At 59.3% G+C, this 15,311-nt stretch carries 13 protein-coding genes and 1 pseudogene; 7 read left to right on the forward strand and 7 right to left on the reverse strand.

Translation table 11 applies throughout. The features are described 5' to 3' along the window. Window positions 1-636: 636 nt before the first annotated feature. Both J2Z75_RS24835 and J2Z75_RS29370 read left to right on the forward strand, forming a co-directional pair. On the forward strand, window positions 637-885 hold the full coding sequence (locus J2Z75_RS24835) for a hypothetical protein (RefSeq protein ID WP_209855884.1): 249 nt from the start codon (window positions 637-639) through the stop codon (window positions 883-885). Between the two features lie 628 nt (window positions 886-1,513). Beyond that, a pseudogene (locus J2Z75_RS29370) lies at window positions 1,514-1,810 on the forward strand (Gfo/Idh/MocA family oxidoreductase); the annotation flags it as partial. A 467-nt stretch (window positions 1,811-2,277) separates the two neighbouring features. Here J2Z75_RS29370 and J2Z75_RS24845 read toward each other — a convergent pair. The 5 genes from J2Z75_RS24845 to J2Z75_RS24865 all read right to left on the reverse strand — a co-directional run bounded on the left by J2Z75_RS24845 (window position 2,278) and on the right by J2Z75_RS24865 (window position 8,158). Beyond that, window positions 2,278-3,309 (reverse strand): ABC transporter permease, encoded by a 1,032-nt coding sequence (locus J2Z75_RS24845; RefSeq protein ID WP_209855885.1) that lies wholly within the window; start codon window positions 3,307-3,309, stop codon window positions 2,278-2,280. An 11-nt stretch (window positions 3,310-3,320) separates the two neighbouring features. Then, complete coding sequence (locus J2Z75_RS24850; RefSeq protein WP_209855887.1) at window positions 3,321-4,835, reverse strand: sugar ABC transporter ATP-binding protein; 1,515 nt, start codon at window positions 4,833-4,835, stop codon at window positions 3,321-3,323. A gap of 129 nt (window positions 4,836-4,964) precedes the next feature. Beyond that, a complete protein-coding gene (locus J2Z75_RS24855) occupies window positions 4,965-5,912 on the reverse strand; it encodes a sugar-binding protein (RefSeq protein WP_209855889.1) in 948 nt (315 codons plus the stop codon). A 164-nt stretch (window positions 5,913-6,076) separates the two neighbouring features. Continuing rightward, window positions 6,077-7,051 carry an NAD-dependent epimerase/dehydratase family protein gene (locus tag J2Z75_RS24860; protein WP_209855891.1) on the reverse strand — a complete coding sequence of 325 codons (975 nt, stop codon included), beginning with the start codon at window positions 7,049-7,051 and terminating at the stop codon, window positions 6,077-6,079. A gap of 117 nt (window positions 7,052-7,168) precedes the next feature. Then, window positions 7,169-8,158, reverse strand: a complete 990-nt coding sequence (locus tag J2Z75_RS24865) for a sugar-binding protein (RefSeq protein ID WP_234937553.1) — start codon at window positions 8,156-8,158, stop codon at window positions 7,169-7,171. A 336-nt stretch (window positions 8,159-8,494) separates the two neighbouring features. Between J2Z75_RS24865 and J2Z75_RS24870 the strand changes: the two genes are divergently transcribed. Both J2Z75_RS24870 and J2Z75_RS24875 read left to right on the forward strand, forming a co-directional pair. Next, a complete protein-coding gene (locus J2Z75_RS24870; protein ID WP_209855893.1) occupies window positions 8,495-9,235 on the forward strand; it encodes an ATP-binding cassette domain-containing protein in 741 nt (246 codons plus the stop codon). Beyond that, entirely contained in the window at window positions 9,232-10,263 is a 1,032-nt protein-coding gene (locus J2Z75_RS24875) for an ABC transporter permease (protein ID WP_209855894.1), read from the forward strand. The genes J2Z75_RS24870 and J2Z75_RS24875 overlap by 4 nt, the downstream gene beginning before the upstream one ends. Window positions 10,264-10,305: 42 nt before the next feature. Here J2Z75_RS24875 and J2Z75_RS24880 read toward each other — a convergent pair whose 3' ends face one another. Next, window positions 10,306-11,337 carry a LacI family DNA-binding transcriptional regulator gene (locus tag J2Z75_RS24880; protein WP_209855897.1) on the reverse strand — a complete coding sequence of 344 codons (1,032 nt, stop codon included), beginning with the start codon at window positions 11,335-11,337 and terminating at the stop codon, window positions 10,306-10,308. Window positions 11,338-11,664: 327 nt separating this feature from the next. Between J2Z75_RS24880 and J2Z75_RS24885 the strand changes: the two genes are divergently transcribed. The 3 genes from J2Z75_RS24885 (at window position 11,665) to J2Z75_RS24895 (ending at window position 14,370) form a co-directional block, all read left to right on the forward strand. Then, window positions 11,665-12,633 carry an ABC transporter permease gene (locus tag J2Z75_RS24885; protein ID WP_407692820.1) on the forward strand — a complete coding sequence of 323 codons (969 nt, stop codon included), beginning with the start codon at window positions 11,665-11,667 and terminating at the stop codon, window positions 12,631-12,633. Then, window positions 12,630-13,382 (forward strand): ATP-binding cassette domain-containing protein, encoded by a 753-nt coding sequence (locus J2Z75_RS24890; RefSeq protein ID WP_209855900.1) that lies wholly within the window; start codon window positions 12,630-12,632, stop codon window positions 13,380-13,382. The genes J2Z75_RS24885 and J2Z75_RS24890 overlap by 4 nt, the downstream gene beginning before the upstream one ends. Before the next feature lie 73 nt (window positions 13,383-13,455). Continuing rightward, complete coding sequence (locus J2Z75_RS24895) at window positions 13,456-14,370, forward strand: sugar ABC transporter substrate-binding protein (protein WP_209855903.1); 915 nt, start codon at window positions 13,456-13,458, stop codon at window positions 14,368-14,370. 284 nt (window positions 14,371-14,654) lie between these two features. On the opposite strand, the gene J2Z75_RS24900 is transcribed toward J2Z75_RS24895, so the two are convergent. Next, the gene (locus J2Z75_RS24900) at window positions 14,655-15,245 is read right to left on the reverse strand and encodes a hypothetical protein (protein WP_209855905.1); all 591 of its coding nucleotides are present in this window, start codon (window positions 15,243-15,245) and stop codon (window positions 14,655-14,657) included. Window positions 15,246-15,311: the final 66 nt, after the last annotated feature.

Raw genomic sequence — 15,311 nt, forward strand, 5'->3', positions numbered from 1 at the left:
TCATGGTCAGGCAACACCAACAGCCTGCCTAGAACCTCAGATAATCATGCGAAACTCGCCGCGCACTCCCTCCCGCGAAGCGGGTTCGTGCATGAAGGCGCAAAGCGGGAATAATTTCCGCTCTCGCCTGCTGACGAGTACGGGGCCGACGGTCCGTGCTAGACACCCGCCACGAAAAGCGGACATCAGAGGGTAATCCCCTCGTTTTTAACGGGCTTCAAAAGTAGAATTTTCTCGGGCTTTATGATCGAGGAGATTTTGATGAAGACGAGCAGATTTAGCGAACCCCAAATCCTTGCCATCCTTCGCCAGGCGGAAGGCGGCGTGAACTGCTGACGCTGCTTTCAAAAGTAGCCAAGCTCGAAATATGACCCGATGTAATCACCGGAAGAAATGTTGGAGTTGGGCAGGCGATTGCTGCAGGTCAATGCCAAGCTTCCTCACGGCCATTTCGGGCTGTGGGTGCGGGAGAAGTCCGGCATGACCAAAACCCGGTCCAGTGGTATATGAAGCTCGCCAAAAAGGGCTGAGGAGGCGCCAAATGTTCGGTCATCCAATTTAACCATTCTTTAATAAACGGATTGCACAACTCTAAATATGTGCCATCCTTCCCCCTATAAAAAGGGGGGAATTCTTATGGCAAAAGTTTTTATCGATACCAATGAAATTGAATTCGACCTGAGCAGTTCGCGCTGCAGAGGAGACGTCGAAAGAGCCTTCCACTCGATGCTGATTGAACTTTGTAAAAAAGGTTGGCATCCCGCCGCCGTGGCAATGGCATTGGCCGATACAGCAGAGGACTTCATTATGGAGTTGGCCGAGAAGCCGTCACGCAATATTCCATTTGGGTCACAGACCCCCACCAAGGGCACCAGGGCTCATTAATGTGAGATGCAAACACACTGCGGAGCACGAACTGAGCCACCTCGCCTATTCGTTCGGCGGGGTGGAGCGCTCGATGGCAGCCTATTACCTTGATACGAGTGGCTGCAGACAGCCCATCCGGCACTTTCAACCCACATCGGCTTCGTGACCGGCGATACCCTGGGACCGGCCGCCGGACGATTTCTTGCCCGTGCTGGATGTCCGGTGATCGAAAAGCCGTTCATCCCAGAGGATATTAGCCGCCTCCTCGCCTCCCTGACGACAAGCGCTCCGAATCTGTAAACGCGGGTCGGAACACTGAAAAGATGCCGGCACTGAAACAATTGAAACATTCGGGCCTGCGCCGCGAACTCTAACTGAAACATCGGCCTGCGATTGTCGCGCATCATCAGACAAAGCGCAGGAGATCGGCGATGCAGGAAACCGAAATTATCATGCTGGAAACCAGCTTCGCCGAGGTGTCCAGCGTCCGAGACGATGGGCGACCGATACGCCAACCAGATCGGTCTTGACGCCGATTTCGTCCTTGAGTGTTTGCGACGCGGTTTTCACGGCATCGATCACCGATGCTGCAACCTGTTTTCCATTTACAACTACAGCCTTGATATCAACCCATGCGTTCCGACGCGTACGCCAGTCGGTCGGCATGGTCTTCCAGCAATTCAACCTGTTTCCGCATCTGACGGTGCTGGAGAACTGTACCCTGGCGCAAACGCTCGTGTCCCGCAAGCCTCAGCCCGAGTTCTTTTTCCTGGAGCGCTACATGCGGGCCTATTCCGCGGAATGGGCAGCGTTTGTCGACGCCGTCAATTCGGGGTCGGCATTGCCCGTCACGCTTGACGATGGCGTCAACGCGCTCGCCGTCGCCGAGGCTGCGACGCGCTCGGCCAAGTCTGGTCAGACTGTCAGTTTGGCAAGCATTTAATGGTTTGGGGTTGGCTCTTTGCGGGGGGCATACCATGACGTTCACACATGAGGGGCAGCCGCCAAAGTCCGTGGTGGGGTTTCACAATCTACGGCACTTCGGTTGACGCGCCCGCTGGGGTTTCGATCGTATCGGGATCTTCGCCGTCTGTTTCAAGGAGAAGTAAAGCTACGTTTCGGGGCTAGAGCCTGATTCAGATGTGTGCATGAAGATCAAGATGGTAAAGTTCCATAAATATGCGTATGCCCCAGATTTCGTAATATCTTGATATGTCGCAATAATCTGATAGGTCGCGCCCGCATTGAGCAGGCTGTCGGAAAACTCAAACGCTTCAAGCGCGCCGCACCTTCAGACATCTGGCGATTTCCCCGGGATGGTTACGAGTGGTTGTGGAGGCACTGGAGATACAGTGCATCGGGGATTGCAGTGGTTTCCGGCAGCTATCAAGAATTAGGCAAAACGCGACACTATGGAGTGAGGTCGTTGGTTGTAGCTGGTGTCTGATGTCGTGCTGAGCCTGACTTGTTGGGGACGCCCAGCGCAGCCGTGGCCCGTCTCCTCGCCCGGTAGAGGTTGAACTGCTGGTCGGCGAGAACCCCGGCCAGGATCACCGCTCCCATCACCGCGAAATTGAGCGAGGACGGGATGCCGAGCAGATTGACCAGGTTCTGCAACTCCTGAAGCAGGACCGCGCCCAGCACCACGCCGATGATCGAGCCTTCTCCACCCCGCAGCGAGAAGCCGCCGAGGACGGCTGCCGCGATGGCGTAGAGCTCGTAGAAATTGCCATGCGACGACGGCTGCACCGATCGGGTGAACATGGCGAAATAGACCGCGGCAACAGCGGTCAGCGCGGCGCAGATCACATAGGCGGCGGTGATGACGAAACCGGTGCGGATGCCTGAATAGCGTGCCGCATCCTCATTCTTGCCGACCGCCTGCAAATGCCGGCCAAAGACGGAGCGATGCAGCACGAACCAGCAGATGACGCCGATGATGATCATGGCAAAGAAGGCGTGGGGCACGCCGAAGGAACGGCCGATCGTCAGCCATTCGAGCGTCGGATAGTTTGCGCCGAAGGGAAAGCCGGCCGTGGCTTCACCCGTATAGCCGCGCGCGACGCCGCGATAGATCAGCAGGCCGCACAGCGTCACCACGAAGGGCTGCATCCGCAGCCTGGTGATCAGCAGTCCATGCGCTAATCCAAGCAGCGTTCCGATGACCAGAATGACAAGAATTGCCACCGGCCACGGTACGCCGAACTTGCCCACCATATCGACGAAAAGAACCCCGAGCAGCGCAATCATCGAACCGACCGACAGGTCGATACCTCCGGTCATGATGACAAAACCCTGGCCGATGGCGAAGAGACCGAACAGACCGATCAGGTTGGCGGTGTTGCCCAGATTGATCGGCGAGAGGAAGAGCGGATTTTGCAGATAGACCACCGCTCCCACAAGGATGATCAGGACAGCCAGGCCGAGGTCTTTCTTGTGCATTGGTCTCTTTCCTAGTTTGCGCCGACGGCCAGTTTGAGCACGTTGTGCTCGGAGAACTCGGGCCGTGACAGCGATCCGGCGATTTCGCCTTCCCGCAGCACGACGATGCGGTCCGACACGCCGATGACTTCTTCCATGTCACTGGAGATCATCATCACCCCGACGCCTGCATCCGCCAGAGCGCGCATCAGCCGGTAAATCTCGACCTTGGAGGCGACGTCGATGCCGCGGGTGGGTTCGTCGAAGATGATCAATGCGGGCCGCATTGACAACCATTTGCCGAGAACCACCTTTTGCTGATTGCCACCGGAAAGCTCGGCGGCGTTGCGCATGACATCGGTGGTTCTGATGCCAAGTTTGGCGCGCTGGTCTTCGGCGCGCGCCTTGACGAGTCTCCTTGAGACGAAGCCGCCGGACGACATCGAGCCGAGATCGGCGAGGCATATGTTCTCGCAGACAGGGCTTTCCAAGACGAGGCCGGTTCGCTTGCGATCCTCGGGCACCAGATAGACACCGGCATCGATGGCGTCACGCGGACAGGCTGCCCGAAACGGCTTGCCCGCCAGCATAATCTCGCCCTCAAGAATCGCGTCTATGCCGAAAATGGCCTCGGCCAGTTCCGTCCGTCCAGCACCGACCAGCCCGGCCACGCCCAGGATTTCGCCGTCATGGACATCGAATTCGACCAAGGCCCGTGGCTTGGCGCGGGTTCTGACCGCCTTCAAGGACAGGATCGGCTCGCCGGGGGCACGGGCCGGCGGCGCATAGAGGGAATTGAGGTCGCGCCCGATCATCATGCGGATCATGGCGTCATGGTTTATCTCGCCCTTGCCAAGTTCGCCGGCTGCCTTGCCATCACGGAGTACGAAAACCCGATCGGCGCATTCCGCAATCTCGCTCAGGCGATGCGATATATAGATGACGGCGATACCCTTGGCCTTGAGGCCGGCAATGACGGTCATCAGCGTTTTCGTTTCCGAAAGGGTGAGTGACGACGTTGGTTCATCCATGATGATGAGACGTGCCTGGATGGAGAGCGCTTTGGCGATTTCAAGCAATTGTCGTTCGGCGAGCGACAGATCAGCGACCGGCGTATCAGGCCTGAAGCTGGCCCCGACGCGGCGCAGAAGCGGTTCGGCTGCGGCACGCATCGCCTTCACATCCAGCAACCTGAGGAAGCCGGCGCGCTTTTCGCGACCTAGGAACATGTTGGCTGCCACATCGAGATTGTCGAAGACGTTGAGTTCCTGATGCACGAAGGCGATCCCGACGGACTGGGATTCGGTCACCGAAAACCGGTCGTATCGCACCTCATCAATGAGGATATGGCCTGAACTGGGCTGGATGACGCCACCCAGGATCTTCATCAGCGTGGACTTGCCGGCGCCGTTTTCTCCGATCAATGCCAGCACTTCGCCAGACATTACCGCCATGGACACATTGGAGAGTGCCACCACGCCGGTATAGGCCTTTGAAATGTTCTCAAGCGCCAACAGGGTGCGTTTCTGATCCTCTTTGGGCATCATAGGTGTTGGCCATCTGATCTTGCCGCAACAGCGATACGTTGACGTTGGGCGATTGTTGCAAAGCGACAAGCGCACACCGGGCCGGGCAGATGGCCCGAGCCCGATGCGGCCGCGTTGACCGAGAGGAGTTTACCCGCCAATGCGCTCCTTGAGTTCCTTCTCGAAGGCATCGACATTGGCCTTATCGATGACTTTGGTCGGAACAATGATGAGGCCATCCGCCGGAACACCCGACTTGTCGCCTTCAAGGTATTTCGCCATCAGGTGCATGCCTTGGTAACCCCACTGGTAGGGATCCTGCACGACGGTGCCGGCAAAGCTGCCTTCGCGCACCGCGCCAAGCGTGATCGGATCTTCGTCAAAGGCGATGACCTTGATCGCGCCGAGCTTGCCTGCAGCCTGAAGGGCCTCGTAAATCTTTGGCGGGTTGTAGGAATAAAACCCGACCATGCAGGTGATGTCCGGATTCGCGGCAAGCACATCATCGACGTTTGACCGCGCACGGGCGAAATCAACGTCGTCGCCGCGCACGTCGACAAGCTCGATACCCGAACCTTCCACCGCCTTACGGAACCCGGCGATCCGCTCAACGGCGTTGTCGGCGCCCAGGAACCCGACGAAGCCCATGCACTTTCCACCGTCAGGCATCGCCGCAACGGCGATTTCGCCAGCTTGTACGCCTGCCAGGGTGTTGGAAGAGCCGAGGTAGGCGATGCGCTTGCTGGCAGGCGCGTCGCTGTCGGTGGTGAACAGCGGCACCTGTCCTGCAATACGATTGAAAGCATCGATGGAGTTCTTCGGGTCGGCCGACGAGATCATGATGGCATCGGTGCCTGCGGCGACAAGGTCATCCATCAGGGCGTTCTGCAGGGCGGCTGTTCCCTGAGCCGGGTAGCGGAATTGCAGTTCATAGCCCGGCAGCTCACCCTGGGCTTTGTTTACGCCGGCTTCGGCGAGTTTCCAGAAATCTGAAGCGGCATTCACGACGAAGGCCAACTGGGGTTTGTCCTGCGCGGCAACAGGGCCGGCCAGACCGGCAGCCACTATGGCGATGGAGACAGCAAAGTTCAGTTTCATTGTTCGTCCTCCCTTTTTGAGAGCATGGTCACGGCCATGCTCCAGCGTTGCTGAATGCCCTGCAGCAATGCGTTTGCCTGAGGGCGGTCGATATCCTTTGCTTCGGGCGTCGCCCGGACGGCCGCATGCGGATCGCCCGGTGCCGGCGTCGGATATTGCTTGCCTTACCCCGGGTACCAGACGAGGCGCGGATCATCGGGTGCCCGGACATAGAACCAGGCTTGCTCGATCAGGAGTTTGAGGTCGACGGCCGGACGCCAGCCGAGCCGCATGCGTGCCTTTGTGTTGTCGAGCCAGTTGCTGTGATAGGGCGTCGAAATCTCCACGACCGGCAGACCGTGCGTGGCGCTCAGCTGGGCCGCGACGCTGGCATAGTCCACCGGGATATCCATGGCGACGTTGAAAAGTTCGCCACTGGCGGCGGGATTGTCGAGTGCCAGGAGAATCGCGCTGACAAGATCGCTGACGTGGACGAAATTGCGTTTGAGCGAAGCGCCCGTCGCATCGCGGAGCAACGGGACTGCGTCGGCGTTTGCGTGGCGGGCAATTTCCTCCTCCGTCAGGAATTCGCGCCAGGCCGGTCCGCCGAACTGATCGCGAAAGCTCAGCACATACCTGAGATCGTCCTTCTCCATGATCCAGGGCGCCCGCAGGCAGCAGGCGTTGATGCCGTACTGAATCCGGTATTGCTCGAGCATGACTTCCTCGATCACCTTGGTGAGCGCGTAGCAGCCGGGGTAGGCGCGCAGCGGCGAACTCTCGGTAATCGGAGCATCGTATCGATGGAAAATGTGGCCCACCGAACAGTCCCCGCCGATCAGGACAAACTGCCTTGCCGTCTTCGAACTTCGGAAGGCTTCAAGCAGGTTGAACATGCCCTTGATGCCGACGTCGATCGCCAGATCGGGCGATTCCTTGACCGCAGCCATGTGCAGCACATGGGTCACGTCATCCATAGCAGCATGGACTGCGTCCGAATCCGACAAGGAACCGCGCACGATCTCGACAGCTGCATGATCAATGATGCGGTTGTTGCAAAGCGCGCGCAGCGACCAGCCGGAGAACTTTTCGGCGGCCAGATATTCCGGCAGGAAATTGCCTCCCACCTTTCCCGTTAGTCCAGTGACCAAAAGTTTCAATTTGCTTCCCCTACGCTCCACAGGCACTTTCAAATCGAGGGTATAGGCGTAGCCCTTGCAGGCAGCCGAGAGCGTCATGGCGCCGGAACGCCATGACGGGATTGCTTCGAAATCACCTTATTTGGGTGCACAGAAGCCCGGCTCTTCGCGCGTGCAGACATCCAGCCCGGTGTAGATCGTGTCTTCGACTTTCTCACCCTTGATCAGCTGGATCATAACGTCCGGTGAACGTTGCCCCATTTCGAAGGGGCGCTGGCCCACCTGGGCGTGGCTGCGTCCTTCATTGAAAGCCTGCACCTGTGGTGGAAGGGTATCGCCAGCCACAATGATCAGATCATTGCTTTTCAGGCGGTCCATGACCTGATCGGTGACCTGGGCATAGGCTTGCGGCGCGAATTGTGCCCAGCCGCCAATCAAAATGAAGGCGTCGAGGTCCGGCTTAGATGTGAAGACATCGGCCATCTGCTGATTGGCAAGGTCGATCTGGTCATTGGTAAAGACCGGGCAACCTTCGATTTCACTCCAGCCGCTTTGCCCTGTCAGGCGGTCGATGCCCTTGGTACCGGCGATGGTATCGCGGAATCCGGCTGCGCGAGCATTGATATTGTCGGCAGCCACGTTGCCCAACTGGAGGCAAACCGTACCGCCCTTCGGCTTCAGCCGTGTGGCCTGTTCAGCCATCTTCACGCCCATCAGGTAATTGTCGGTTCCCAGATAGGCCGAGCGCAGCGCGCGGTCTCCCTCCGAGAGATCCGCATCGACCGTCATAACCGGCATCTTCGGTGCAATTTCCTTAAGGCGGTTGGCCATGGCCGCGGCGTTGGATGGCGAAATGGCGATCGCGGCCACGCCTTTGGCGATAAGGTCATCGACAAGCTGCACCTGGCCGGCTTCGTCGGCGCTCGATGCCGGGCCGGTGTACAGGCACTCATATTCCGAATCGGGATTGTTCTTCGCCCAGTCCTGGCAGCCCAGGTTAATCTGCTCGAAGAACGGGTTGTCCAGTCCCTTGACGACGATGGCCAAGGTCTTCTTGTCCTGCGCCTCTGCTGCGCCGGCCGCTAGGGCAACAAGGGCAGCGGCCGCGATATGATTTACGTACCTCAATGCAGTGCACTCCTCCGTTTGGGGTTATCCGGCCGAGCAGGCATAGCTTTGCCCAAGCGCTCGCCAGAACCGTCTGCCGCCCTGTTCCTCCCATTGCGGCACACATGCGAGGCGCGAACCGAAGTCAGTTCGAGCCAATATTGATGATCATTCTAGTTGCAGAGGTGATCATATTATGTGCTAATAACAGCACTCAATTAGCGAGGCCGTCAAGCAGGAATTTCGTCGAAGTTGCGGACCGGGGAGGGACGCAGCACGGCTACAGGTTGCGGCCATGGCGCGATGCTTCGCTACCGCGGCCGATTCGAAGCGGCGGGCGGACAGAAAGGGAGGAACATGAGCGCGCTGAGACTTGAGGGGGTGAGCAAGCACTTCGGGGCAATCCACGCATTGAGCGATGTGTCGCTTTCGATCGAGCCGGGAGAAGTCATCGGCCTGATGGGGGATAATGGAGCGGGCAAGTCCACCTTGGTGAAGGTCATCGCTGGAAATTTTGCGCCGAGCGCAGGCGAGATCTTCATCTCGGACACAAGGGTCGAGTTCCACAAACCGCTGGATGCCCAGCGTGCCGGAATCGAGGTCGTCTATCAGGACCTTGCCATTTGCGACAACCTGTCGGCTGCCGCAAACGTCTTTCTGGGGCGCGAACTGACCAGGCGGATCGGGCCGATCCAGATCCTTGACTATGCGCGCATGCGGATCAGGGCCGGAGAGCTGTTCGCCAGGCTTAAATCCGAAACCCGGCCGCGCGATCTGGTCAAGCGCATGTCGGGCGGACAACGGCAGGCCGTGGCCATCGCCCGCGCCCTTCTCAGCGACGCGAAGATCGTCCTGATGGACGAGCCCACCGCCGCAATTTCGGTGCGGCAGGTCGCGGAGGTACTCAATCTCATACGTTATCTGAGCGATCACGGCATTGCCGTGGTGCTGGTCAGCCATCGCATGCCGGACGTGTTTCAAGTCGCCGACAGGATCGCCGTGCTGCGTCGCGGTCGTCTGGTGGCCAGCAAGAGGGCGGCGGATTCGTCGCCCGAGGAAGTTACCGGCCTTATCACGGGAGCAATCGAATTCGCATGAGCGACCAGGGAAAGAGAAATTCCGTACCGACCGCACATTCACTGGCTGAAGTTATCGATCAGTCAGAACATCGCGGTTTGCTATCGCGGCTCACCAGCCAGCAGACCTTCTGGGTCTTCATGGCTGCGATGCTGGCCTGCCTGGCGCTGTCGCTATTGACCGACACATTCGCCACCGAGCGGAACCTGTTCAATGTCTCGCGCAACTTCGCATTCGTGGCCATTATTGCTCTCGGCATGACCGCTGTGATCGCGTCCGGGGGCATAGATCTGTCGGTGGGATCTACGGTCGTGCTGTCGTCCATGACCGTGGCTGTTTTGATGTCGGCGGGCATGCCGTTCTGGATCGGTATTCCGGCGGCGCTGGGCGTTGCAATCCTTTTAGGCGCGGTGAACGGCATACTGATCGCCTATGCGGGCATGCCGCCTTTCGTCGTGACGCTGGGCATGCTGTCGGTGGCGCGCTCGCTCGCAATGGTCCTGTCCAATAACAAGATGATCTACCAGTTCGGTCCGGATCACGATCTGCTGCTGGCGCTGGGTGGCGGCTCCACCATGGGCCTGCCGAACCCGCTGATCGTCATGGCTCTTCTGGCTGGAGTAACGGGGTTCATCTTCAAATGGACCCGCTGGGGCCAGCACCTCTTCGCGATGGGTGGCAACGAGAACGCGGCCAAGCTTACCGGAATTCCCGTGCGGCAATTGAAGGTTTCCGTTTATGTATTCTCGGCGCTGACGGCCGGGATCACCGGGGTGCTGGAAGTGGGCTGGCTGGGCGGCGTCACAACCAATCTCGGCCAGGGTATGGAACTTTCGGTGATCGCTGCGGCCGTTATCGGCGGGGCCAATCTGGCAGGCGGCGTGGGCACGGCGTTTGGCGCGGTGGTGGGTGCGCTTCTCATCGAGGTGATCCGCAACAGTCTGATATTGCTCGGTATTAGCACCTTCTGGCAGGGCGCTTTCGTCGGGTCGTTCATTGTTATTGCTGTGGCTTTCGACCGATTTCGCAGCATCCGCCAGCAGGGTTGAGGACGGTGTCCCATCGCTATGGTGGCGGGTGCCCTCAAGCCGTCACTGCGCCGCCACGGGGGCTTCGACATCGGCGAAGCGCTGGGTGCCTGTCGATTGACGTGCGATCAGTTCGCACTCGACCTTGATTCGGCTTGGATTGGTGTGCAGGCCGCCGGCCGCGTCGATCAGCAATTCGGCAGCCGTGCGGCCCATCTCATAGAGTGGCAGCACGAGGGTCGAAAGCGGCGGGTGCGTATACTGCGCGATGTTGCGGTCGTCGAAGCCGATCACGGCGACATCGTCCGGTATTCTGGCGCCGAGCTGTTTCAATGCGTCGAAGCAGCCGACGGCCATCATGTCATTGGCGCAGAAGATGGCATCGGGTGGATTGTCCAATGCCATCAGCTCCAGCGTCATTTCATAACCCGCCGATGGCTCCCAATTGCCAGGGCGCACGAGAGCCGGATCAAAGGCGATATCGTTGCTGGCCAATGCCTGCTTGTAGCCTTTGAGGCGGTCACGGGCTGCGTCCACACCCTGCTGGCCATTGATGAAGCCGATCCGCCGGCGGCCGGACAGCAGCAGGTGTTCAGTCGCCGTGCGACCACCCAGGAGGTCGCCGGGCAGAACGCAGTGATGCTCGCGATGTTCGTCGTAGCAGTTCACCAGAACGATGCTCAGATCGGCAAGGGCGGAGGGAATCTGCACGAGCCGGGTCAGAATCGTCCCGTAGATCAGGCCGAGAATGGGCAGTTTCTTCAGCCCACCGATGATGTTGCTCTCAAGGTCCGCGTCGCCGTGGCTCACCACCATCAGCATATTGATGCCGTATTCGAGCGCCTTGTCCCGGGCGCCCTCGAAGGCCAGCGACATCCAGGGGTCGGTTGAGGTTTCATCGGCGACGAAAACGATGGTGGACTGCCCGCCCGGCGGCGCCTTGGTTCCCCGGCGAACAAACCGGTAGCCAAGTGCCTGTGCCGCTTCCAGCACCCGGCCCCGGGTCGCGTCAGCAAGCCGCGCGCCCTTCGTTCCGCTGAGGACCAATGAGACGGTGGCCTGGGAGACTCCCGCAGCGGCAGCAACATCCATCATTGTGGGGCGCCCCACACTCACTTGTCTCTTGGATTTGGACATAAGTCGATCATTTCCCCGTATAAAAAGACAACTGCCATGCGACTGTGAGAAATTCAACGCCGTTGGCTTCGATGGTTCCCTTGCCCAGCTTCTTCATACATCGTCCGCGATAATATTAAACCAAAAAATGAATTGACTTTGCAAAAGCATATTGCTGATATTAGCAAATATCAATCAGCGGGCTGCGGAGGCCGTGTTGTGGAGGACGAGGTGGAGGCCAAGTTCTTGGGAGGGAGCCCTTCCGTGCAGCAAGGTGCGGAGCAGGAGCATGCGTCCGGGCTGTCCGTGGCGCTCAAACTCCTGAGCGCCGGGCCGGTTGTCATTCTCATCGTGCTGTTGGTGATCCTCACCCTCAGCGTCCCCAATTTCTTCACGCCCCGAAACATCTCCAACATTCTGGCGCAGATCGCGGTGATTGCCGTTGTCGCGCTCGGCCAGCACCTCGTCATCCTGACCCGCGGCATTGATCTGTCGGTGGGCGCCAATCTGGCGCTGGCGACGGTGCTTGGAGCGCTGATGTTCCGGGTCACAGACAACGCATTCATTGTCATGGGCACCATGTTGCTTGCGGGGGCCGCAGTGGGCGCGGTGAACGGGCTGGTCTATGTCTACGGCCGTCTGCCTCATCCATTCATCATCACTCTGGCCACGCTCTCCATTGCGCGCGGCCTGGCGCTGGAGTTGTCGATCGGCCACACAACCATGCGCGGAATGCCGGCTACGATCACGGCCATCGGCGGAGGCACCAGCTACGGGGTTCCAAACTCGTTTTTCGTCGTCCTGGCCGTGGCAGCGCTTGTTTTTGTCATCGCGCGCTATGTGGTTTGGGGGCGCTGGATCTATGCGGTTGGGGGCCAGCCGGACGCCGCCCGTCGCATGGGCATTCCGGTCAATCAGGTTCTCGTCTCCACCTACATGATGTCCGGTCTCTGTTGCGGGGTCGGTGCCATCGTTCTCTCCGGGCGCGCCGAGGCGGGTTCGCCTCTCTATGGCAACCTGCTCGAACTCGATACGATCGCGGCCGTGATCATCGGCGGCGCCAGTTTTCTCGGCGGCCGTGGAAATCTTGGTCATGCGCTGGTCGGTGCGGTTATGATCGGCGTCATTCGCAACGCCCTCAACCTGCTTAACGTCAACCTCTATTTTCAGTTGATCGCCATCGGCGTGATCATCGTGCTGGCGGTCGAGTCGGATGTGCTGCGCAATCATCTTGAATCGCGTATGCGGGTGAAACAGGCGGGAGCTTTGGGATGAGCAAGCCCGTTCTGGAAGTGCGCGGCGCGCACAAGCGCTTCGGTGCGGTCCATGCTCTCAAGGGCGTCGGTTTTGTAGCCTGTCGGGGCGAGGTGCTGGCCCTGCTGGGAGACAATGGTGCCGGCAAGTCCACGCTGATCAAATGTGTCAGCGGGGTGCATGGGCTCGATGAAGGCGATATCCTGATCGAAGGCGAAAAAGTCGCCATCCGCACTCCCGCCGCCGCGCGCGGTGCCGGGATCGAAACGGTCTATCAGGATCTGGCGCTTTTCGACAACCTGACGCCGGCCGAAAATTTCTACTGTGGACGGGAACTATCGTTTCCGCGCTGGCTGCCGCGCGGCTTGCGGCTTCTTGCCAGCCGTAAAATGAACAGTGAAGCGGCCGCCGTCATCGACCGGCTCAAGGTCAAGCTACCCAGATTCGACGCCCAGGTGGCCCTCATGTCGGGCGGGCAGAGGCAGGCCATCGCTGTTGCCCGTGCGGCTGTGTTTGCCCGCAAGGTTGTCATTCTCGACGAGCCCACGGCCGCTCTCGGCCTGCGTGAAAGCCGCAAGGTTCTCAACCTCATCGCCCAGCTGCGGGACGAGGGGAACGCGGTGATCCTGATCACCCACAATATGGAGCATGTCGTTGAACTGGCCGACCGCGCGGTGGTGCTGCGGCAGGGGCACAAGGTCGGCGAAATCGAAAAGCCCAACCGGTCCAACCAGCAGGATCTGGTGGCGATGATCGTCGGGGCTGAATGAGGAGGTTCGCCTGCCGGGCCTCCGGCGGCGGAGCGGTCGCATGCAAGAGGCATTCATCAACGGGAGGACTATCATGAAACTCGTACGACTATTGGGATGGCTGGCGCTGGGGAGCTCCATCGCCTTCCCGGCAATTGCCGCAGACGTGAAACTGGGCTTCATCACCAAGTTCCCGGTGCCGTTCTTCGCCACGATGGAAAATGCAGCCAAGGCCTATGCCGAGGCCCATCCGGGTGTTGAAATCATCTATGGGCAGGGCGCATCGGCCACCGACATCGAAGGGCAGATCGCCCTGATCGAATCGATGGTTACCCAGGGTGTCAAGGGGATCGCCATCACCCCCGTGGACCCGACAGTCACGTCAGCACTCGACAAGGCCATCGCCGGCGGCGTGAAAGTGGTGCTCATGGATAACTCCATCCCCGGCTGGGAGAATGCCGCCGCGCTGGCCACCACCGACAACTACAATGCCGGCAAGATTGCCGGAGCCTATCTGAAGTCGGTGCTTTCCGCCGGCGATACGCTCGGCATCCTGGAGGGAGTACCGGGCGTTCCGGCGCTTGATGATCGCGTCAAGGGTATGCTGGAGGGGTTGGACGGTCTTGCCGTGAACGTCGTCGGTCGCAACGGCACCAATTGCACCGAAGAACTCGGCATCTCAGTGGCGGAAGATCTGCTCACGGCCAATCCGGACCTCAAAGCGATCTATGCGGCCTGCGGCCCGCCGGCCGCCGGTGCTGCGCGCGCCATCAAGAATGCCGGCATCGCCTCTGACAAGATCGTCCTGGTCGGGTTCGATTTTTGCTGTGGCGAAGAGGAGGCGCTGACCGCCGGTATCGAAGATGCCTCCGTCGCGCAGTTCCCGGCCAAGATGGCTGAACTAGGCGTTGACGCGCTCGTTCGCGCGATTGCGGGCGAGGACGTTCCCAAACTTATCGACTCGGGCGCGGCTCTCGTTACGCCGCAAAACATGGCCGACTTCAAGTAGGAGGGCCAATCGGAGAAGGGCCGGCGTCACCAGTGCGGCCCTTCTCTTACAGCCCCACACCGAAGTTGCTGTCTTTTTTGCTCGTAGGTGACAATCAAGCCGAGTTACAGACGAACCGTCGGATTACCAGCAAATCGAAGGCGATTTAGTTCCATAATTATCCTTATGTGATACACGCATAACGATTATCGAAATTTTTTAACACCAAAAAGTGGCAGTCGACAGTGCTAATTCCGAAGCTGTCCGGGACAGAACTTGTAAAACCATCACCGCCGGATTCGTGCTCACGTGTCACCGTAGCGCCCAACCATACGACGCAACTGTGTGTTCTGCTCAAGCAGTTTCGCAGACAGCTGCAATCGAAGACTTTTGATCTCAAGGTCTAGCTCAGCGGCCTCGTCAACGGCCGTCTTCTTCGTCGCTATTGGCTGTTCTAATGCTGTCTTGACTACCGTCCGCTTGCCGAGGTTTTCTCGCGCTTGAACCGCCGTCGCCCGTCGCCCGCTTGATCTGGTGGTAAGGGTGTCTGTCCCGCTTTTCCCATCGATAGTCTTTATGGCCGGCGCTACTGGTCCGGGCCGGTCCTGTCCCTCCGGAGCAACGTTATCTGCCACTTGCGAAGGCACGGGATCGGTTTGTGCCGACGGTAAGGGTTGCTGAGCGTCTGCCTCGGTGGAAGCGGGCTGCCGGTCTGTGTTGTTCCCGTCAGCGGTCGATTGAAGGTGCGCTTGCAGTTCCCTTTGCTGCGCATTGAGTTGCTCGAACAAATCAACCTGCGGGTCAGATGTCGGCACGGCCTCATCGACCGATGCAACGGTTTCATCTGACTTGCGGCGTGATGCAAAGCCCTTGATTAGTTGCCATGGTGATCTCATCGATGTCTCCCGACTCGTTTCCTGGCCCCATAGTACCGAGCGGGAGACCGGGCTTGCAATGCGAGC

Source organism: Rhizobium herbae (genome assembly GCF_017873135.1).
GTDB classification, from domain to species: Bacteria; Pseudomonadota; Alphaproteobacteria; order Rhizobiales; family Rhizobiaceae; genus Pararhizobium; species Pararhizobium herbae.